Here is a 20,145-nt window from a genome sequence, read left to right on the forward strand (position 1 = left end):
ATGAGCAGCCTCGACCTTGTACTCAGCCGTGTACGACCGGCGCTTGCGAGGAGGCATGAGGACATCCTTTCAGCAGGACGACTGATCCTGCTAACTCGGTGTCCACTACCCGGGGTGAACCTCAGGACACCCGGCGCGGTTACTGGTTCCGGGCCGGGCGGCGCGGCACACCTGGGGAGGGGATCGCCAACTGTGCCGCGCCGCCCGGGATCACAGCGGACACGCCCGCAATGCAAAGCAGTTCCGTTGCGGACAGGGCGGCGTCCAGCCTGCAAGACCGCCGCCCACCCGGCGCGATCGACGAATCGGCGCATCTGCCTTGAACCGAGGCAACACCGAAGGGAGGGTGCCGAATCGCATGAACACACCCTCGCAATGGACGCGGATCCGCAGAAGATCCGCAGCAGCACAAATACAGACAAAATCAGTGCCGCGCTTGTGTCGAACCAGTCAAGATGAACATCACTTACAACAACCCGGCCAGCTCCCAAGCAACCAACCCGGCATCCACCATGCACGGCAACGTTTGCCGAAAACGCCGTTTCAGGTATTCTGAAACAGAATTTGACACCTTAGAAAGGTTGACAATGGCCCAGAAGACTTATGTCGAGCTGATCGACGACATCGACGGTCAAGATGCGGATGAAACCGTCGAATTCGCCCTCGACGGGGTTTTGTACGAAATCGACCTCGCGACGGAGAACGCCGAGGCACTGCGCGAAGAGCTACGCATCTACATCGAGAACGCACGACGGGAAGCCGCGAGGAAAATCCGCGCCACGGTCGGCAAGGCAGCTCGCACGAGTGCTGGTGCACACACGGCGGCCACCAGGGAACGCAACCAGCGAATTCGCCGATGGGCGAACGCCAACGGAATCTATGTTTCCGACTTCGGACGCATCCCCGGCGAGGCCGTAGCAGCGTTCGAGAAGAATAAAGAGGATAGCGCAAGCAAGCCCCACCACAGGAAAAGCGCTGGATAGGCACCCACGCCCTGTGACAGCTCCAAAAGGGGCAAAGTCGAGCATTCGCGCCGACTCGTTTCCTCGAATACCGATTTCTTAGCTTCGACACCCTCGGGGCGTTCCGGAACCGTGCGCTACGGGGACGAGTGCCGAATTTCGGCAGCGCGTCCCTGTGCCAGCACCAGGCAGACGCGGCTGAGCGCATCGAGGTCTGCAAGCGGATCACCGTTCACGATCAGGATGTCAGCTGCGTATCCGGCCGACAGCTGTCCCGTCGCGTGGCCGAGTCCCAACGCTCGCGCGCTCGTCGTGGTGGCCATTTCGATCACGTTCGCATGCCGATGGCCGAGGTGCACGTAGAACTGGAGCGCTCTGGCGTAGTCGTCGAAGCTCGAGTTCGCGACACCGGCGTCCGTACCCGGAATCATGGAGATGCCGTGCTGGACCATCCAAGCGAAGCGCTTCGCCACGAGGTCCGCACGAGCGGGACCAAGGCGACGCATGAAGTTCTGCCAGTCCGAAGGCCATGCGACGCAGGCGAAGACGCCGCGTTCGGCCATCCTCTCGGCGATATCGTCGCGAAGGTCGTAGCCGCCTCCGCCCGTGCGCAGCCAGGTGCAATGCTCGATCGTGGCCGCGCCGGCGTCCACGGCCGCTGCGATCGCGTCGGTGCCGTGCGCGTGGGCTGCCACGGGAAGACCGCACTTTGTGGCTTCGTCCACGATCGCAGCCAGCTGGGCCCGGCTGAACTGGCTGTCCCACATCGAGGGTGAGTTCGGGGTGATCTGCCCGCCGGACGCCATGACCTTGATGACGTCTGCGCCCAGTTCCGCGTTGTGCCTGACCCTGGCGCGGAGGGCGGCTTCGCCATCGGCCTGCCCGCCGAGGAACCAGCAGTGGCCGTTCGGGACGGTGATCGGCGGCCCCGAGGCGACGATCCGCGGTGCGGACACGGCGGCTGTGCGGAGATGGTCGCGAAGACTGATGGCTAGCCCGTCGCGGTCGCCGAGATCGCGGATCGTGGTGACACCGGAGTGCAAGAGCCGTTGCGCTCGTTCCGCCATGTCGGTGTGGGTGGCTGCCGCAGAGGCGTGTTCGGGGTGCGGGCCGGCGTCGAATACGAGGTGAACGTGGCAGTTGATCAGACCGGGCAGGATCGTTGCGCCGGGATAGTCGCGGCGTTTGGCTTCAGGGGACGCGAGCGGTTCGACGTCGGCGCAGGGACCGGCGGCGAGGATCTTGTCGTCTTCGACGAGGACAGCGCCGTCGCGGATTCGCTGTCCTGCCGGGCCGGGCAGGAGCCAGTCGGCGATCAGGAGTTGCTGGGGCACCGGAGGGAACCCTTCAGACCGCGAAGTCGAGCCGGAACACAGCGATTTGCCGCATGTGCGGGAGCACCTGTTCGGGCGGGGTGCTGCCGGTGATCGGCCATTCGTCCGACACTCGGGGCAACTGGCTCAGGTAGCGAGCCACCGCGGTCGCGCCGGTGATGTCTTCGACGAGGGAGGCCTCGCGAGCCGGGTGGTCATCGGTTTCGACGACGCAATGGCCCGCCTTGAGCAGGTTTTGGACCCAATCACGGTGCCGATCCGGCGAACAGACGTAGTGGGCTCCGTCGTGCTGCATGAGCGCGATCGGAACGGCTCGCGGCTTTCCGCTCGATCGGCCGGCGACCGTCATGACGCGCAGAGCGTAACGGCCTTCGCGGTGCGGTTGCGGTTCCTGCGAACGGATCCGCGCGAGCATTTGCTGGTTGCGGAGTCGGATCTCGGCGTTCGATGCCGTGGTCACTGTGCTCCTTCCCGGGCGAGCGCCCGCGACAGGTTGATGAGCTGGCGGACATCGGAATTGATGCCCGAGTCTTCAGGTGCGGCGACGAGCACCGCTTTGCGGGTGCTCGGTACCCGTCCGTCGGCCTGGAACTGAAGCGCACGCCGGAAGATCGCGACCTGTTCATCGGCTGGCCGGTTTGGGTCGAACCCGGCGTCGAGCAACTGGGGACCGATCTGCAGGAGCCCGTCGCGGATCTCGATCACACGTCGCCAATAGCGGTGGCCTACGCGGTGCGGGAGCAGGGTGTCGGGCCACGCTCTGGTCGGGGCGTGGTCGAGAGTGTCCGCAGGGAACACGGCGTGTAGGGCACGCCACAGCGGCCAGAGCTCAGCGTAGGCCCGGCGGCGGCGCAGCCAGTTCCGCAAGACAGCAAACCGGGCCACGAGGCCGATCGACAGCACGCCTGCGAAGAACACGAAGATACTGACCGGCGCCAGCCGGTCGGTGAGCCTCAATACCTCGGCACCGTAACCGTTCCAGCCAGTCCAACGGACGATCGTGACGACTGCCCTGATGCCATTCACAACGGCTGCGAGGACGAGCGCAACCGCGACGACGCGAAGACCGAACTCGACGCGACGGCCGGACTCGGCGGCATAGCGAAGAGCCCAGCGAGCTGCCTGTACCGCTGCGTAGAACGTGTAGCCGCCGCCAATCGCGTAGAAGAGCGCCACCCCGGGACGGCCCATGTCGTTCGGAAGAGCCGCGGCCAACGGATACGCGCTGTCCCTGACCCCGGGCGGAAGCATGAGCATTGCCGCAGTCATTGCCACGCAGACGGCCGCGAGGATGCAAGTCTCGATGCGGACTCGTCGCCATGAGCCGCCGCTGGAGATCAGAAAGAACAGCAGCAGCGCGTACCGCGACGTGTTCAGCGCGAGGTTCGCCAGCAGCCTCACCGTGCTGGGTGTGAGCACTTCGCCGAACACCGTCCGGGCGAACACGGCGACAGCCGAGGCACCGAGCAACTGAAAGGCGATGCACACGACGACAGCCCAGAGAGCCGGATCGCGCGGCGAGCGAGCCAGCCGGTAAAGGAACCAGACCAGCACCAACAGCAGAAAGTTCGTGAGGTTCACAGGACGTCAACCGGATCGCCGAGCGCGGTCTGCGCACGTCGTGCCCGCGGCGAACGGCCCGGCAGCGTGATCTCCTGCGCTTTGGTCGTAGCTTCCAGCAGCACGGTCGCGAGAGCTTCGGCTTCCTTCTCGTATTCGTTGTCGTAGGACGTCCGGCGCCGCAGGGCCCTGCGGATAACGTGCGGCGGAATGTCGGGGAGCAACTGCGCCCACACGGTGTCGTCGTCTTCGTCCGACGGGTGGTCGGCGAGCAGGTGGCCGAGTTCGTGGGCGATGATGTGCTGCTGATGGAACCACGTGGTACCGGCACCCTGGTACAGGATGATGTCGGCTCCGCCGGTCTTGATCCACAACCCGAACGGCCCCGGAACGTCCAACGGGACGGCCAGAAGCCTGATTGGCTTGCCGCGGGACGCGCTGAGCCGAGCGCAGATCTCCGCCATCGGCGACGGCCCTTCGATTCCTGCCGCTCGCAGCTCGGATCGCAGACGACGACGCAGACCGGCGATCCTGCGGGCGCGACTCTGACGCTGGACAAGGCTGCTCACGACGGTCCTCCCAGCCCGTTGTTGATCACCTGAGTGCGATCATCGCAGCTCAGGAGCAACGTCCGAACGGAATCACCCGGACGTGTCGTTGCCGCCGCCGCGGCTGGCCTGGAACTCGATGAAGTCCAGCACCGACGGCAGCACGTCCGGCGACAGCGCGCTCGCCCGGAACGCGATGTCGCGGACCCCTTCTTCCGAAAGCCGGGCCAGAAGCGCGTACTGGCCCTGAATCTCCCGAGCCCGCTCACCGGTGCCGAAGTACTCCAACTCGACGCCGAAATAGTCCGCGGCTTGCTGCGCGACCCGGAGGCTAGGCTCGTGCGATCCCTTGATCAGTGCGTACAGGTGCCCCTTCGAAATCCCGATCTCGTCAGCGACTTCGGAGACTTTGTACGGCCGCCCGTCATCGTGCTTTTTGAGGCGGATGAGCCGTTCGAGCAGAACTCCGAACGACCGGTCCTCGTCCTGCCGCCCCGTAGGTTCGGCCACGATCGGCCCCCTCGAAGGTGAGTCTGAAATACCTGACCATTGACCCGATTGAGTCTGGATCCGTTGACTCGTGGTCCGGTATTTCGTACTGTTCAGGTTGATCATTCCAACATATCGGACGACGGAGGAGTCGGGAAACCCTCGCAGCGCGTTGTCGCTCGATCGGACGCCGACCGCTCCCCGTCCAGGCTCCGTCCCGGTCCCCCGCCCAGGCAGACGCGCCAACCAGGCGGGTCTCGACGCGCGGGGAGGCGCGATGCGAACGATCGACAGTTTCACGGTGGCGGTACACCGCAAGCGCCGCGAGCACGGCATGACACTCGGCGAAGTGGCGGCGCGAGCGGGCTACAGCGCGAGCTACCTCTCGAAGCTGCTGCACGGCCATCGCGCGTTGCTTCCGGCTGTCGTGCGCGACCTCGACAAGGCCCTCGCAGCCGAAGGCGAACTCGAGAAGATCGCGGCAGCACAACGCGGCGACACCGGCCCAGCGAACCGCCCCATGCAACTGCCTCCAGCCACCTCCGACTTCGTCGGCCGCGAAACACAACTCCGCGCCATGGACCACGCCCTCGTAGCGCAGGGGTGGCCCGGCTCCACCGCGACCATCATCATCGAAGGCGGCTTCTGGACCGGCAAAACAGCGCTCGCGATCCATTGGGCATCCGGCATGCAGGCCCGGTTTCCCGGCGGATGCCTGTTCGCCGACCTCCGCGGCCTCGCGCCCGGCACGCCTGCCGACCCGGAAGAGGTGCTCGACGGATTCCTCCTGGCGCTCGGCGTCCGCGCGGCCGAACTCGACGCCGCCAGCCTGCCGGTCCGGATCGCCCGTTACCGCTCCCTGCTAGCCGAACGCCCGGCAGTCGTCGTCCTGGACAACGTCACCAACCACCAGCAGACCGAATGGCTCCTTCCCGGAACAGGCAGCGTGGTGCTGGCAACCAGCAGGAAACACCAGCCCGGCCTCCTGGCGCGAACCGGCGGCACACTCGTCCAACTACCCCCGCTCGCCTCGGACGAAGCCTTCGAACTGCTCGGACGCCGCGCCGGCGCAGCACGCGTCCGAGCCAACGCAGCCGCTGCCGAACACGTCGTCGAGCACTGCGGCCGCCTGCCGATGACCATCCGCATCGTCGCCGAGCACCTCCGCCACCATCGCGACACCTCCCTGACCGACCTGGCCGAACGCCTCGGCTCCGTGCACACCTGCCTGGACCTGTTCACCTCGAGCGATCCCGCGGTCAACCTCCACGACGTCGTCGACCGCTCCTACCTCGCACTTCCCCCGATGGCCAGGCGCGTCTTCCGATACCTCGGCATCGGACCAGTCACCACCGTCGGCCCGGAATCCGTCGCCGTGCTCACCGGCCTCGACATCGAACGCGCCCAGGAAGCGCTCCGGCTTCTCGCCGCGGCCAACCTGCTCGAACCAGCCCCCGACGGCCGCTACCGCATCAGCCACCTGCTGCGCGCCTACGCACGCCAGCACGCCCTCGCCACGGAGCTCACCAACGAGATCGAGACCGCCCAACACCGGACACTGCAGTGGTACACGGCCACCGCCTGGGCAACCAACAACACACTCGCCCCCGACTGGGCGGACAACGCCAACGTCCCGCAGAACCCCGCCGGAAACGATTCGCCGCAAAGTGGCCACACCCGATTCACCACAGCAATGGCGTGGTGCGAACGGGAAGCCACCACCGCCCTGCAAGCAGCACGGACAGCACGCAGACGCAACGCGACCGACGACACCGCCTGGCTCCTGCCGACAGCATTCCTGCCCTACTTCGCCCTCACCCGCAACTGGAACACCTGGCTGATCGCCGCCCACGACGGCCTCGCCGCCGCCCGCGCCGTCGGCAACAACACGGGCATCGCACGCAGCCTCCTCGCACTCGGCTGGGTAGAACACGAACTCGGCCGGACCGACCAAGGAATCGAACACCTGGAAGACGCGCTCCGCCTGCACGAAACCATCGGCGACGATCGATCACGGGCCTGGAACGCCTACAGCCTCGGCCTCGCCTACACCAGCCGCGGCAGAATCACCGACGCACGCGAAGCCCACCAACTCGCCGACCGGCTGTTCACCGACGTCGGCGTCGACATCGGGGTCGCCGTCAACCGCGCCGCCTTCGCCAACGCATGCGACCTGCACGGCGACCAGGACCAGGCGATGACCTACGCCCTCGACGTGCTCGACCGCGCACTAGCCTCCGGCTCGACAGCCGTCCTCGGCATCGCCCACCAACGCATCGGCGTACTGCTCGCCCGCCACGGCCAGCACCGAAAAGCCCTGCAGCACTTCGACAAGGCCCTAGCGGCCCGCAACCAGCCTTGGCAACGCTGGTGCACCGCCGAAACCCTCGTCAGCCGAGCAGAAGCGCTCCGCCACCTGGGCCAAGCCCAGCAGGCACGCGAAACCTACCTCCAGAGCCTGGAAATCCTCGACAGGCTCCGGGATCCACGAGCACCAGAGATCCGCACCAGACTGGCCTCCCTGGACGCCGAGACTCCGGCACCGGCAAATCAGTGCCAGCAAACCTGAGCGGGGCTGCGAAATCACGCGCGTTGCCCTCACACTCGTCCGGCCCGATGGCCATGGGGGTCAGCCGTCATGTGCAGCGGTGAGCAGTTAGGCCGGCACCGGAGCCAACCGAAGGTGTTCGAGGTAGCGCGAGAACGCCTCCGGGGTGAATTCAGGTTCGCGGACAGGCGCTGTCGGTCGGCTGCGGCAAACCCCAGTATTTCGCGAAGCCGACGAACCCCCGGTCGACCGCCACGGCAAGCAACAGGACGGTCCGCACGGCCGGGCCAACACCTCCGAGATCATCGTCTGGCACACGATCACCTGTCGCGGCACACTGTCACCCGCACCGAAGGAGGGCCATCGATGCGGATACCAGTGCGGTCCTTCGCCGCGATCGCCGTCGCGGCCACGCTGTTGCTGTCGGGATGCGGGAACGGCGACGACGGCGCAACGCAGAAACGCCAGACGGAACAGGCGATGAAACAGGTGCTCAAGGAGTACCAACCGCGCTTCGAACAGCGGCGCGCCGCACTCGCCGCCGTCGCGAAAACGGTGCCCGCGACATCGCCCGCCAAGCCGTCCTGCGACCGGAAACTGTCTCCGAAACCCGAGTTCATCAGCCTCGACGGCAACGTCATGGACAGCTACAACAGCCCCGGCAAAGGCGGCAACGTCGCACTCCTCCAGGCGAGTGAGGCGACGACCCTGGAGTCGATGGAAGATCGGGCCGGACAGAAACAGCACCAGTTCAGCCTGCCAGCAGGCTGGCTGGTGCAAGGCATGTGGATCACCGGGCCGCAGGGACCGCTCGGCACCGGCCACTTCAAGGTCGACGCCACCTACGGCTACGAACCCTACGGGGCGTCGAAGAAGACCCAGTCGCCCGGCTGAGAAAAATCCTCGACGTCGGACTGCGCAAACGCTACGCCGTCCTGTACCGGGTGACCGCCTACGGCGACCCCAACCCCGCGGACGACGACCAGCAGGACATCGTGACCGCCGACGCCTACCTAGCCGACCTCGACCGCCGCGACCTGCCCTGCCGGTTCCCTCTCTCCGGCCACGACTACGACCTGGCCGGGTCCGAGATCAGAGTCCACTCCGGCACCCCGGACGAAGACATGCGCACCACCATCCAACTCGACCTCGGAGACCGGCTCAAGACCCTGCCCGGCCAGTGACCGCCGCCGCCCAGGAGTCGACGGACCAGGCCGAGACGAATTGCGGTGCTGTGCGAACAAAACCCACAGGACCGCGTCCGTGGTTCCGCGCAGCGGTGCTGCGGGCGCAGCCGGCTCGGATGACCGCGTCCTTGAATCAGCCGAACCCCGCAAACGCGGTGGAAATGCGGTGCCAGCGCGGTGGTCGCGTGGATCCGTTTTCGATTGGCTGGGGAGCGACGGCGCAGGAGCCCTCCGGACTCCTCCCTGTCGCCGGAACCGCGCCTACGGAGCACATGCATGGACAACGAGCGACAACCCTGGATTCACGCCGGAACGATCGACGCTGCGGTCTCGCATTCCTAATCCGTGGCACCTTCCCACCAGCGGAAGTGCACGGTAGCCGCCGACGGATCCCCGCCGAACTCCCCAACCGTCCCACGCCGGATCCACGAAACCTAGTCAGCGTTTAAGTCGAAGAAAGATGCAGATGCGTGGTAGACGCAAGAAACAAGCTGTCCGAGATCACGTTGATAGTACGCGATCTTGAAGAAAAGATTTCAGCGTACATAGAGAAACCTGATGGCTTGCTGACAGCATGGCCGACAATGGAACTGGGTGACGCCCTCGTCGACCTTGGCAACCGCCTGAAATCCCGCACCCAGCGCACCGTCGTTCCCTCAAGCGGCTGGATGCTGGAGATGGCGACATCGGCGAATCAACAGGTAGCCCGGGTAGCGCACTGGACGGGCACACGGCCCGTTCGGCAAGGCTTGGCGTTCATCTCAGCCTGCGGCACACCATGCTATCCCTTTTACGGGCGCGACCGAGCGAACAAGATCATGCGCCATCCGAGCTGCACCGATTGTAAGCACATGGTCGACCAACCCTAGCCCGGGCAGATCCGGAACGGAATCAGGCAGCTGCCTCCAACCCGTGGCAGGCCCGACGGACACCCTTATTGTCGCTCAGGTCCGGTCGGCGGCCACTGCTGCGCGTAAGGCGGCCCCGGCCGACCGAGCGGCTGCTGCGGAGCCGGCGGGCAGCGGCCGTACATGGGATTCCCGGCACCGCCGGGATCAACAGGGTATCTGTTTTGCGCCTGACGCCGTCGCAATGAATTTCTCACCGGAACGACGACAGCCAGCCCGACGCACAGCGTGAGCACGGAAAGGACAGCGATGATGACGATCGCCCACCAGAAGATGTCCATGTCCTCTGCTTCCGTTCCGCTCGGCTAGTTTGCCGGGTTGACGTGCCAGCTTCCCGGGTGCCCGATCTGGTCCGGCAACGGGGTCAACTGCTTGAATCCGGTTGCGCTTGCCGTGAACCCGACGCTGGCGCTCTTGTACTGTCCGAATTGCTCGACAGCGCTAGACAGCAAGTCCGTGCAGTTCTTGATGAAATTGGTGAGGATGTCGGTGACTGCCTGGATGGCGTTGGACAGCTCGAATTCTCCGACTCCCGGGATCAGGGCGATTCCTACGCTCACGGCGGTGTTGACGATGTCGGCCGCCGTGTTGCCGATCAGCCTGATCACGGCCGCGTAGGTGTTGTACACGATGGAGACGCAGCCGCCGAGCGCGGTTCCCATGGCTGCCAGTGCGGACTGATCGGCGTCCAGTGCGCTGGTCGCGTCGGCGGAGTAGGCCGAGTACTGGCTGAACGCAGGGCCGGACCAGTAGCCCGCGAGCGTCTGGGTCGCGTACTGGATGCCCAGTCGGGAGTCGACCAGCGCGGTGTTCTTCGCCCAGGCCTGCGCGATGAGGTTTATTCGCTCCGCGTTGCCGAACAGGTGGTTCTTGATCTTGTCGAGCAGCTGGATGACGTCCGGATGGTTGGCTTTTTCCGCTGCTTCGCGGATTTTCCGGTCGGCGTCGTCGGGGTAGGGGATGGTGGGGATGTTCGGCACCGGGTTCGGTTTGGGAGGTGCCGGGGCAGGGTCGTCTGGGAACGGGTTCGGCCAGGACGGCGCTGTGCTGCCAGTCGGGTCCGGGAACGACTTCCGAGGCGGGTTCGTCATCAGCGGCCGCCCTTCTGCTCGGGCTGGTAGACGCCGCCGGCGTCGGCTTTGTCGGCCAGCCAGCCGAACTTCTTGTAGTACTCCTCGTCCTGAGCCTCGTAGGCCTTCGCGGCGGTGTCGAGGCTGTGCGCTGCGGCGGTGAGGCTGTCGCTGCTGGCGGCGACCTTGCGCAGGATCTGGTCGACCGCCGCGTTGTATTCGTGCACGATTCCCGCCAACTGGCCGAGGATGCCCAGGTCTTGCTCGTTCATCCTGAAGTCCGGGAGATCCTGTCCGACGAGCTGCAGGTGGCGTTCCGCCGCGTCGACGAACGCGGTCTGCGCTCCGCGGAGTGCTTGCGGGACGACTTCGAATCCCTTGCCGGTCATGCGTTCCCCCTCCTGGCGGCCTGGCCCGCCGCGGATGCGTTCTGCAGTGTCTGCGCGACGTGCGCACGCGCTTGGGCTTCGGCCTCACGGATGGTCTGTGCGATCTGGGCACCGAGCGCGCGGCCGTTGGCCGAAGCGAGGCCGTGCGGGTCGATGGTCACCGACACGAGCGTGCCTCGCCCCGTCACCGTCACCGCCCCCGCTCCGCCGGGGATCCGGTGGTTGATCGCCGCACCGGCGGCGGCCGCGGCGGCCGCCTCGGTCCGGTGCAGATTCGCTTCGATTTCCTGAGTGAGAGCGTAAAGCTCGTTGTAGCTGGACATGGGCGTCACTCCTCGAGAGCCAGAAAGTCGTAGTCGCCGAAGTCCTCGTCGTCGGCGGCGCGGCCCCTGCGCGCCGGGGGTGCCGGCGCAGGCGCGGCCGCCTGAACGAACGCAGCAGCGGGTTCCGGCGACGCTGCCGGCGGGGGCGGCGCGTCGGGGTGGAGCACTGCCGACACCGCCGCGCGCGCGTGTTGCCCGGCCTCCGTGCGAGCCCGGTTGACGGCCTCGACGACGGCGGGGCCGACCAGTTCCGGATGCGGCGACCGCAGCGCGTCGTCGCGGATCACGATGTCGACGATCTCCCCGCGGCCGTTGACGGTGGCAGTCACGCTGCTGTCGCGGGACGCGCTGCGGAACCGTTGCCCGGTCAGTTCGACGTCGAGGCCCGCGAGCAGCCGTTGCCGGGCGGTGACGTCGTGGCCGGTGCCGATGCCGAGCGCCTTCAGTATGTCCACGGTCATCATGAAGTCCTGTCGTCAATGGAGCCGTCGAGAAGGTCGGCCACCCGTGAGGCAGTCGCCGGCGCGAGATCCCATCGCTCGTCGTCGTAGTGCTTGCTGATCTGCAATGCCCACCGCCCCGTGTCGGTGTCGTAGACCCGCAGCGGGACCTCGCTGCGGCGACGGCCGCTGCGGTCGCGTTGCTCGGCGTAGAGCTCGGCGCTCACCAGCGGCGGCCTGGCGATGACCCGCTCGGCCCGCCGCACCGCGCTGTCGCGGGCGACGCCGGTGTCGCGGGCTTCGACCAGCTCGCTGCGCAGCACTGTGATCGGCTGCGCGTTCGACCGCGCGTGCTCGTGCGGCAGCACGTCCGCCAGCACCGCGCTCAGCCGCTGGCGCCGGAACGTCCGCACCCAGATCTCGCCGCCGTCCCGGATCGCGATCAACCCGAACCACGACGACCCAGCGGCCAACGCCGACAAGTGTCGGCTGCCGTCGCTGAACCAGCCGTAACAGGCGTGCGGCGGCCGACTCAGCAACTCGGCCACGTCGGCCAGTTCCGGATCGTCCACACTGGACGCCGCACCGTCGTACCGGGCCTTCAGGGCCGCGAGGCGCCGGTCGACGTCCGCCTGCGCCTCCGCGTCGTGCCACTCCGCCTGCGGCGCCAGCGCGACATGCAGATCGGCACCGGTCACCTCGGTCACCAACGCCGCGAGATCCGCCGCGGCGAACCCGACCGGCTCGGGAAACCACATCGGCGCTACACCCGTTTCTTGGGGGCCTCGCCGATCACGGCCGGACTCGCGGCCATCCCGGTCTGCGGATCCACCAGCCGCTGCCCGTCGTCCGCGGCCAGGAACGCCTCGTCGTCGGACAGCATGTACTTGCGCTCGTGCTCCTCGTCGTCCTCCCGCTTGCGGCCGGTGCCGGCACCCATCCCGCCGACCCCTCCGCCACCCGGCCGGCCCGACGACGAACCCGCCGCACCACCGGAGCGACCGCGCGCCACAGCTTCCTCCGAAGAGCCGATTCCACTGCCGCGGCCGCCTCCCGGAGCGTTCTCACCGCCGGCGCGGCCGCCAGGACCAGCCCCGACGCCGGACGCACCCCGCCCGCCGACACCCCTGGGCAGGCCGCCGCCGACCGCGGGCCCACCGGAGTTCCAGGAGCCCCCGTTGCCCCCGCCCGCAGGAGAATTCGGGTCCAGCACGCCGCTGCGATAGAGCCCGGGGTCGCGTGACGCGCCGCCTTGTTCGAGCCCGGTCTGCGCGCTCGGCGCCACATAGCCGGTCGGCGACGTCGACGCATCCCCGCCCGATCCCGCCGCCCGCGGCGGCACCGCGCTGCCGGGCACCGACGACCGGCCGGACGCCACAGCCCCGGCGGCGAACGGTGCGGCGTTCGCACCGCCGTACGAGCCAGCAGGGCCTGCGCTGTGACCGGGCTGCAAGGGGCCGGCCGGGCCGCCGCTGTGCCCGGCCGGGCTGTGCACCACCGGCACCGGCGCGCTGCTCACGTTCATCGCGTTCGCGTCGGCCTGGCCGTAACTGGTGGGCATGGCGCGGCCGGTCTCGTCCGACGCCGTGGACCAGGACTTCATCGCCGCCACGTTCTCCGCCGCGACGTTGTTGCTCTGCCGGGTCTGGTTTTCGATATCGGCGTCGATCACGCTCTGCACGCCGAGAAATTCCGTCATCGGCGGAGGAGCCTGCGGCACCGGAGGCACGGGCTGCACCTTGGCCTTGACGTCATGCCACGCGGACGACTGTGTGGTCAGCCCCGCCTGCGCCATGCTCATCGCCTCCGCCGCCTGCGCGTGCTCGGCCGCCAACGGCCCAGCCCCGCGAGACGCCGCTCCCGCCGCGTCGCCGGTCCAGCCCTCTTCCATCGCCGCGGCCAGCGCCCGGATGTTCGCTGCCCGGCTCTCGTACTGGGACTGAAACGCGGTGACGTGATCGGCCGCCTGCATCAACCCGCCCGGCCCGACGGCGGTCGCGAAGTTGTCGTAGATCTGCTGCGCGGACATCGACTGCCCTGCCATCTCACTGCCCGCCTTGCATGGTCGACAGGACAGCCTTGGTCACGTTCGTGGCCGCTGTCGTGGCGTCGCTGCCGGGCGTGCCCTGGATCAGCACCTGCATCTCGGTTTGATCCGACACGCCGACCAGCATGGTCGCCTGGCCTTGGCTGCGGCGATCCGCGGTGTTGGCCAGCACGGCAGGGAAACCGCTCACGACCGTCGGCTCGAAGTAACCGTTTTTGTAGTACCCGGACGCGTTTTGCCGGTAGGCGTTCGTCAGGCCGTTCTTCACCGTGGTCAGAAACGTCGCGCTGACGGCCGTGTAGCCGTCGCTTAACCGCCACCCGCAACCGACGGAGCTGGACGCCTTATCAGCCTCGGGCTGGCTCAGCTGCAACGCGGACAACTGCGCCGACGTCAGCACGCTGCACGGATCCGCGAGGAACTTGTCCACATTGACCGGAGCGGGAACCTTCGGAGCCTCGACAGTATCGCTCCCCGGAGAAGAGGGCGAACTGCTCTGACCGGTGCCGGAAGGCAGCGGGCTCGCCGTCCCCTGAGTCGGTTCGGAGCACCCGCTGACCGCGACAGCCGCTACGCCAGCGATGCCGGCCAGGGCAACACGAAATCGAGAGAAAATCACAGACATCCTATTGATACATTCAGCCGGCACGGGATTTGCCGGGGCCCATTTTGCCGAGCGCATCCGCGACGTCGGCATCATGTTGCGTATATGTTCCGTTGGCTTTTTTCAGCGCGTTGATGTACGCGTACGCTTGGCGCTGCATCGAGACGTTGTGGTCGATCATGCACTGTAATGACGCTTGCACGAGCTGCGCCTGCTGGACGGCAGGCGGGTCAGGCGACGGCGGCTGCGCCAAATTCAACGCCGTCTCCTGTGCCTTCTGGTCCTTCTGCAATCCGTGAAGAACGTCCTCCCACCGGGAGATCAGTGCCGCGATCGTCCCCGGTTCGAACCGGTACCCGCCCGGCCCGGCTGAATGCATCGTCTCGGACGCCATCTCAGCAGCACCCGCAATCCCCGCGCCCGACGAGGACGACCAGCCTTCCCGATACGCGCGGCACCGAAATTAGGCGCATCCCGGTCTTCGCGCGCTCGGCCTTCCCCCCTGCGTCAGGCGGCGAACCGTCGCCCGATCTCCACATGTGACGCTCCCCTCACAACCCGTCATCACATCGTCGCCAGAGTATCGCACGCGATCCCGTCGCGGCCGCGGATCACGAAAAAACCGCACCGTCTACGCGCGCCACCGCCGCCAAACGCCCTGACCCGGAAAAATCTGCGATGTGCCGTGACGACAGCCACAGGCCAGCCGTACCGCCGAGCGATCCCGCCGGTTAGAGCGGGAGGACCGTCCCATGGCCGAAACGCGCCGCACGATCGTGCGCCCTCCCCGCACGGGCTCAGCACAAGTGAATGAAAATCCACCAACCGCCATATAGATTCCCAGGTCAAGAAGCGTTCTCCCCGCGCGAGCGGGGGTGGTCCCTCGACAGCACCTGGTCGGACGCCGACGCGTGGGTTCTCCCCGCGCGAGCGGGAGTGGTCCCCCGGCGGTGATCAGCGTGCCGACATCGTTGATATCTTCCCCGCAGGAGCAGGGGTGGTCCCGACTTCGACGGCCGCCCGCACTACCTCCAGGCGTCCGCCCCGCCAGTCCTCAGCCCCGCGTGTCGGGCCGGAAACACCGATCACGGGATAGACCCGCCGTCGATCAACCATCGTGAAGATCGCCGACAGCATAGGCCTGTCGCACACAGAACTGCTCGTCCTGGCCATGCGCGACCAGCTCCGCCGCAACCTGCACGGCCGCCAGCGCATGGCCTAAGCGCCCCACGTCCGCGACCCGTACGCCCGATCCGGATGACGGTAGCGACAAACCCCGACGTGACAAGCGCCAAGTGACCGCGTCTCTCGTGCCCGCTCGGGCGGGAAAATTGTCACCTGATGTGCGCGGCCCCTGCCACCGCACAGTGTCGGACAGATCAGAGCGGAGCTGGAGCACGTTGGGTCAGTTGACGGGGCTGCGGCGTTCGGTCCGCGGTATCGCCGCCTCGATCCGCGCGTAAATCCCACGGTTACACCACACGAGCGGAGGTCAACGGGCTCGAGAAGGTCAAGAAGTTCTCCCGCCGACCCGGCGGGGCGCAGCCAGTCCGATCAGTGCGGCGCGGTCCAGCTTGCCGGAACCGGTGAGCGGCAACATGTCCACCACCTGGTAGCGGTCGGGCACCATGTAGCGCGGCAGGCGCTCGGCAGCGTATTCGCGAAGCGGCCCGGCCGGTTTGTCCGGGGCATCGCCGGCCAGCACGACGCAGGCCACCAGGAACTGCGCGCCGGCTGGCCTGGTGATCACCGTGACCGCCACGTCCCGCGCCAGGTCGTGGCCGCGCAGTACAGCCTCCACCTCGCCCAGTTCGATCCGGAAACCGCGCAGCTTCACCTGCAGGTCGTCGCGGCCGAGGTATTCCAGCGAGCCGTCCGGCAGGACGCGCGCCAGGTCACCGGTTCGGTAGTACCGCACGCCGTCCAGATACACGAACCGCTCGGCGGTCAGCTCCGGGCGGTCCAGATTGCCGTCCGCGACGCCGTCCCCTGCGATCCACAACTCGCCGATCTCGCCGTTGGGCACCGTGCCGTGCACACCGCGCACAACCGCGCTCAGGTGGGGCAGCACGCGGCCTATCGGGAACGCACCGGGCCGACCAGATCGGCGTCGGTGAGCAGTTTGTGCGTGGCGTACACCGTGGTCGCGTGGCGTACACCGTGGTCTCGGTCGGCCCGTACATGTTCACCACCCGCGGCGGTGCACCTGACCAGCCGTCGAGGAACCGCGCGATCACGCCCACTTCGACACTCTCCCCCGCGAACACCAAATAGCGCAGAGCCAGCGGGGGCCGCTCCACTGCAACGTGCGCCAACGCCACCGACCGGAACACCGACGGCACCTGGCAGAGCACGGTGACCCGCTGCGCCGCCAATTGAGCGACCAGTTCCGCCGGATTCCGGGCCACCTGCTGCGGCACGACGACGGCGGTGGCGCCGGTCGCCAGGCAGGCCCAAAGTTCCCACACCGACACGTCGAAGCTGAACGACGCGCTACACGTTACGAGCTGCACTTCTCGCCTGGTCGTGTCGAAACCGGTGGCGATGATCATCCGCAGGAGTAGATCGTCGGTCGATGCCATGTGTTTCAGTCGGCCGAGGCCGGCGTGTTCCACCGCTTGAGGTCGTCGAACACCTCATCGCTCTCGAGTTCGTGCCCGCGGTCCAGGCTCTTTAGCAAAGCGGTCGTTCCCGTCATCCGATCCGGGTAGTAGACCTCCGGAGTCAGGCAGGTCGGGCAGTCGCCCAGCACACAGAAGGGCCACAGCGGAATCATCTCTCCCTGCCGGTTGGACAGGTACAGACGATCATCGGCGAGCGGTCGGTTGGTCTCGAATACCGCAGGTTCGAAGTCGGGGTGATCTCCCATCAGCGCAAGGCCCGAGACCTCGTACTTGCCGGCGTTCGGAAGCCAGCGCAGCTTGCTCGTGTGTACCAGTGACATCTTGGCGAGGAACGAGCTCCCGGTGAGTGCTCTGAAGGTCAGCTCCTCAAGTGTCTCCAGGCTGCGCTCGATCTCTGCGCGAGTACGGGGGCCGGCTCCGTGCCTGATCTTGTTCCGCAGCGTCACGAGGGAGCCGAGGTCGGCCATCAAGCCTTTCCCTCCCTTCTTCGTCGCCGTCGCCTCGGCCAGGCCTGCTGCCTCGTCCCCGCTTTCTCGGGCGAACGTTCCCGTCGCCCTGATCACTCCTACCCAGTGCCCTAGCGAGACACCGCCCTGCCGCACTCCCGTCGCCCACGCCTGTACCTCTGCCAGGGCGTCCCACCCTCGTTGCGCGGAAAGTGAAAGGGAGACGATGCCCAGCGAGAGAATCAAGGATTCGACGCACAGGAGAGCCGCCTCGTGCTTCTCCGCTGGCGACGAACTGTGCTTGAACCTGCGCACGGCACGGGCAATCGGGTACGGATAGGAATCCTGGAACAGCCGATACGGTTCACCCTGCCTGCGCAAGTTCTGCGCGACTAGCGAGCTGAGCTCGCCCGCCTGTCCCAGCCTGCTCCGACGCTCGCCGCTACCGCCCGGCTCGAAGATCGCAGTCTTGGAGCGCCGTAGGTTGTCGTGGATCTTCGCGGCCTCGTCGACGCCTTCCGTCAGTCTGGTCATGGCGGCGCGAATCTCGGCGAAGGTGCCGTCACACGCCGGGACCAGGAGATCGGCCAGTTCCTTGGGCCGGATCCGCGGAATGACGTCGTAGCGACGAAAGTTGCGTTCAGCCTGCGGGCTGGACAGGTAGGCTGCCAGATACTCGGCGGGCACCTCGCCCTGAACAGGCCGTACGACCAGCAACCCCTGACCCGCCTGCACTCCCTCATAATGGCGTGGCAGCACCGTCCAGTGACGAGCTGTGGCCAGATCACGCCCCACCACGTCGCCTTCGCGCAAGGTACTGCCGGGGTCGGCTTTCCGTGCGGTGACGGGGAGATCCTCGACGTTCGGCAGCGACACGTCGAGCAGGGCAGGACGAAGTACCCGCTGTTCCTTACCCGCTCCGGCGGCGTCGACGTCGTTGTCCGCTGATGAGGTCCGCACCTTCCCCGCGATCACCTCGGCGATGTCGCCGAGGCGCCACACACCGTCTCGAGCGAGCTTTTTCATCTCGTGCTCGTGCCGGTAGCGGTGAGGCGTGAGCTCGTAGCCGTGGGCGATGATGTCCGCCGCTGGTACGCAGAAGCTCTGATCGGCCGGAGTTCTCTTGCGCTCCGAGCTGTCCCGCTTCTGCCACCTCGATACAACGTCGGCCAACGTCGAGGCGTGGGCACCGTCGCGCCCCAATTCCTCTCCGGTCATGTCGTAGAACCACACGAAGTCCGTGCGGTCTGTCTTGGTGAAGAACAGCAGCGATGCTGACACCCCCGTGTACGGTTGGAAGATCCCCTTGGGCAAGCTCACCACACCGTCCAGCTTGTGCTTCTCCACAAGTGTGCGCCGAATCTCCTGATGAGCCGAGGTGCTTCCGAAGAGGACGCCGTCCGGCACCACGACTCCGGCACGTCCACCCGGCTTTAGCCGGTGCAGAATCGCTGCCAGATAGAGAAGCTCAGTCCTCTTGGTTCCGGCATACGTTTTCAACACGTCAGAGAGCCGGCCGTAGTCGTAGTACCCACCGAAAGGTGGTTTGGCCATGATCAATGAGTATTCACCCAAGCCGTCAGCATCGCTGCTCAACGGGTCGACCGACCGGAGATCCGGTCGCGCTACGCCATGCAGGGCCAGGTTCATCTCCGCGATGGACAAAAACTCAGAGTGCGCGCTGAATCCTCGGAGGACACCTTCGGACGGCCCTCCCGCATCCGATCGCTCAACGAACCGTCTGGCGGCCAGTAAGAGCTCTCCTGTGCCGCAGAAGGGGTCGCAGATGTCGTCTGCTCTGCCCGGTCTCGTTATCTGCACCAGCAGCTCGACGACGTCGCGTGGTGTGCGGAGGTGGTGGCCGGAGCTCCTGTCGATCTTGCCGAGCAGATGCTCGTAGACAGCTCCAGCGGTGCTCGCGTCACTGATGTCGAAGTCGTTAACAAATTCGACTGCCCTCATCAGCAAGCTCGGCGTGGTGACGGTGAACCGCACGCTTCTGAACTGGCTGAAGTGATCCGGAAACCGATAGCTGAGATCCCGCAGCCACGCGACAACGTCGTCTCTAACGAGCGCGAGCATGCGCTGCGGGGCTTCGTTGGTGAGCTTCGACCACCGCAGGTGCTCAGTCGCCCCTCGGTAAATCAGGGGCTGCGTCGAACCGTCGGTGCCTGGGTACAGCTCCTCTAGCCGGCGGAGGTGGACCAGATAGGTGATCTGCTCGATGATCTCCAGCGGGTTCGGCATGCCCGCTGCCCAGAACGAGCTCCATACCTGGTCGATCTTGCGCTTCATCTCAGCCGTGATCACCCGGTCAACACTATCGCTCGCAGCAGACGGCTGACGTCATTAGGGACGAGAAGCCCGCTACGAGCGCTTCCGGGGTTCGCGGTCGCTAGCTCGATGCCGGAGAGCCTGTTGCCGCGAGGCGGCCAATCGCGCACCACGGTCTGCTGCACCCGTACTGCGGCGCCAGGACGCTACCGACCTCGCCGGTGCGGTGGTCTGATGCGTCGTGGGCCGCCGAGCCCGCCACAAAGCCCGCGGTTGTCGAGCCAGCGATCTCGCTGCGACGGTGGGCTGTGGCAGCGACGAGGGGGAAGGGCTACGGCTTCAGGCGACCGAGGCGCGTTCACCGAGTCGGATCAGGGGTTCCGCGTTGTCGA

At 66.7% G+C, this 20,145-nt stretch carries 22 protein-coding genes; 6 read left to right on the forward strand and 16 right to left on the reverse strand.

What is annotated here, in order from left to right:
• Positions 1-455 precede the first annotated feature (455 nt).
• The gene (locus PUT80_RS23240) at positions 456-983 is read left to right on the forward strand and encodes an Lsr2 family protein (RefSeq protein ID WP_275293417.1); all 528 of its coding nucleotides are present in this window, start codon (positions 456-458) and stop codon (positions 981-983) included.
• Between the two features lie 116 nt (positions 984-1,099).
• On the opposite strand, the gene PUT80_RS23245 is transcribed toward PUT80_RS23240, so the two are convergent.
• The 5 genes from PUT80_RS23245 to PUT80_RS23265 all read right to left on the reverse strand — a co-directional run bounded on the left by PUT80_RS23245 (position 1,100) and on the right by PUT80_RS23265 (position 4,914).
• Positions 1,100-2,296 (reverse strand): amidohydrolase family protein, encoded by a 1,197-nt coding sequence (locus tag PUT80_RS23245; RefSeq protein ID WP_275293418.1) that lies wholly within the window; start codon positions 2,294-2,296, stop codon positions 1,100-1,102.
• A 13-nt stretch (positions 2,297-2,309) separates the two neighbouring features.
• Positions 2,310-2,756 (reverse strand): nitroreductase/quinone reductase family protein, encoded by a 447-nt coding sequence (locus tag PUT80_RS23250; RefSeq protein ID WP_275293419.1) that lies wholly within the window; start codon positions 2,754-2,756, stop codon positions 2,310-2,312.
• Complete coding sequence (locus PUT80_RS23255; RefSeq protein WP_275293420.1) at positions 2,753-3,877, reverse strand: MAB_1171c family putative transporter; 1,125 nt, start codon at positions 3,875-3,877, stop codon at positions 2,753-2,755. The genes PUT80_RS23250 and PUT80_RS23255 overlap by 4 nt, the downstream gene beginning before the upstream one ends.
• Positions 3,874-4,320, reverse strand: a complete 447-nt coding sequence (locus PUT80_RS23260; protein WP_275293421.1) for a hypothetical protein — start codon at positions 4,318-4,320, stop codon at positions 3,874-3,876. The genes PUT80_RS23255 and PUT80_RS23260 overlap by 4 nt, the downstream gene beginning before the upstream one ends.
• A gap of 177 nt (positions 4,321-4,497) precedes the next feature.
• A complete protein-coding gene (locus tag PUT80_RS23265) occupies positions 4,498-4,914 on the reverse strand; it encodes a helix-turn-helix transcriptional regulator (RefSeq protein ID WP_275293422.1) in 417 nt (138 codons plus the stop codon).
• A 256-nt stretch (positions 4,915-5,170) separates the two neighbouring features.
• Here PUT80_RS23265 and PUT80_RS23270 point away from each other — a divergent pair, with 256 nt between their 5' ends.
• From PUT80_RS23270 to PUT80_RS23285, 4 genes are all read left to right on the forward strand, one after another.
• Complete coding sequence (locus PUT80_RS23270; RefSeq protein WP_275293423.1) at positions 5,171-7,462, forward strand: tetratricopeptide repeat protein; 2,292 nt, start codon at positions 5,171-5,173, stop codon at positions 7,460-7,462.
• Between the two features lie 357 nt (positions 7,463-7,819).
• Complete coding sequence (locus PUT80_RS23275; RefSeq protein WP_275293424.1) at positions 7,820-8,335, forward strand: hypothetical protein; 516 nt, start codon at positions 7,820-7,822, stop codon at positions 8,333-8,335.
• Between the two features lie 50 nt (positions 8,336-8,385).
• Positions 8,386-8,625 carry a hypothetical protein gene (locus PUT80_RS23280; RefSeq protein WP_275293425.1) on the forward strand — a complete coding sequence of 80 codons (240 nt, stop codon included), beginning with the start codon at positions 8,386-8,388 and terminating at the stop codon, positions 8,623-8,625.
• A 473-nt stretch (positions 8,626-9,098) separates the two neighbouring features.
• Entirely contained in the window at positions 9,099-9,497 is a 399-nt protein-coding gene (locus PUT80_RS23285; RefSeq protein ID WP_275293426.1) for a hypothetical protein, read from the forward strand.
• A 65-nt stretch (positions 9,498-9,562) separates the two neighbouring features.
• Here the strand turns inward: PUT80_RS23285 and PUT80_RS23290 are convergent, their stop codons facing one another.
• The 10 genes from PUT80_RS23290 to PUT80_RS23335 all read right to left on the reverse strand — a co-directional run bounded on the left by PUT80_RS23290 (position 9,563) and on the right by PUT80_RS23335 (position 16,480).
• Positions 9,563-9,817 carry a hypothetical protein gene (locus PUT80_RS23290; RefSeq protein WP_275293427.1) on the reverse strand — a complete coding sequence of 85 codons (255 nt, stop codon included), beginning with the start codon at positions 9,815-9,817 and terminating at the stop codon, positions 9,563-9,565.
• Between the two features lie 24 nt (positions 9,818-9,841).
• Positions 9,842-10,516, reverse strand: a complete 675-nt coding sequence (locus tag PUT80_RS23295) for a hypothetical protein (protein WP_275293428.1) — start codon at positions 10,514-10,516, stop codon at positions 9,842-9,844.
• Positions 10,517-10,626: 110 nt separating this feature from the next.
• The gene (locus PUT80_RS23300; protein WP_275293429.1) at positions 10,627-10,995 is read right to left on the reverse strand and encodes a hypothetical protein; all 369 of its coding nucleotides are present in this window, start codon (positions 10,993-10,995) and stop codon (positions 10,627-10,629) included.
• A complete protein-coding gene (locus PUT80_RS23305) occupies positions 10,992-11,318 on the reverse strand; it encodes a YbaB/EbfC family nucleoid-associated protein (RefSeq protein WP_275293430.1) in 327 nt (108 codons plus the stop codon). The genes PUT80_RS23300 and PUT80_RS23305 overlap by 4 nt, the downstream gene beginning before the upstream one ends.
• A 5-nt stretch (positions 11,319-11,323) precedes the next feature.
• Positions 11,324-11,779, reverse strand: coding sequence for a YbaB/EbfC family nucleoid-associated protein (locus PUT80_RS23310; RefSeq protein WP_275293431.1), 456 nt, complete (start codon positions 11,777-11,779; stop codon positions 11,324-11,326).
• On the reverse strand, positions 11,779-12,516 hold the full coding sequence (locus PUT80_RS23315) for an ESX secretion-associated protein EspG (RefSeq protein ID WP_275293432.1): 738 nt from the start codon (positions 12,514-12,516) through the stop codon (positions 11,779-11,781). The genes PUT80_RS23310 and PUT80_RS23315 overlap by 1 nt, the downstream gene beginning before the upstream one ends.
• Before the next feature lie 5 nt (positions 12,517-12,521).
• Complete coding sequence (locus tag PUT80_RS23320) at positions 12,522-13,802, reverse strand: hypothetical protein (RefSeq protein WP_275293433.1); 1,281 nt, start codon at positions 13,800-13,802, stop codon at positions 12,522-12,524.
• Position 13,803: 1 nt separating this feature from the next.
• Positions 13,804-14,505 (reverse strand): DUF3558 domain-containing protein, encoded by a 702-nt coding sequence (locus PUT80_RS23325; protein WP_343076899.1) that lies wholly within the window; start codon positions 14,503-14,505, stop codon positions 13,804-13,806.
• Entirely contained in the window at positions 14,444-14,803 is a 360-nt protein-coding gene (locus PUT80_RS23330) for a hypothetical protein (protein WP_275293434.1), read from the reverse strand. Before PUT80_RS23330 ends, PUT80_RS23325 begins: the two co-directional genes overlap by 62 nt.
• A gap of 1,116 nt (positions 14,804-15,919) precedes the next feature.
• Positions 15,920-16,480 carry an AMP-binding protein gene (locus PUT80_RS23335; protein WP_275293435.1) on the reverse strand — a complete coding sequence of 187 codons (561 nt, stop codon included), beginning with the start codon at positions 16,478-16,480 and terminating at the stop codon, positions 15,920-15,922.
• 77 nt (positions 16,481-16,557) lie between these two features.
• On the opposite strand from PUT80_RS23335, the gene PUT80_RS23340 reads away from it, so the two are divergent.
• The gene (locus tag PUT80_RS23340) at positions 16,558-16,683 is read left to right on the forward strand and encodes a hypothetical protein (RefSeq protein WP_275293436.1); all 126 of its coding nucleotides are present in this window, start codon (positions 16,558-16,560) and stop codon (positions 16,681-16,683) included.
• A gap of 313 nt (positions 16,684-16,996) precedes the next feature.
• Here PUT80_RS23340 and PUT80_RS23345 read toward each other — a convergent pair whose 3' ends face one another.
• On the reverse strand, positions 16,997-19,789 hold the full coding sequence (locus PUT80_RS23345; RefSeq protein WP_275293437.1) for a class I SAM-dependent DNA methyltransferase: 2,793 nt from the start codon (positions 19,787-19,789) through the stop codon (positions 16,997-16,999).
• Between the last annotated feature and the right edge of the window lie 356 nt (positions 19,790-20,145).

It is taken from the genome of Amycolatopsis sp. La24, from assembly GCF_029087445.1.
GTDB lineage: Bacteria > Actinomycetota > Actinomycetes > Mycobacteriales > Pseudonocardiaceae > Amycolatopsis > Amycolatopsis nivea.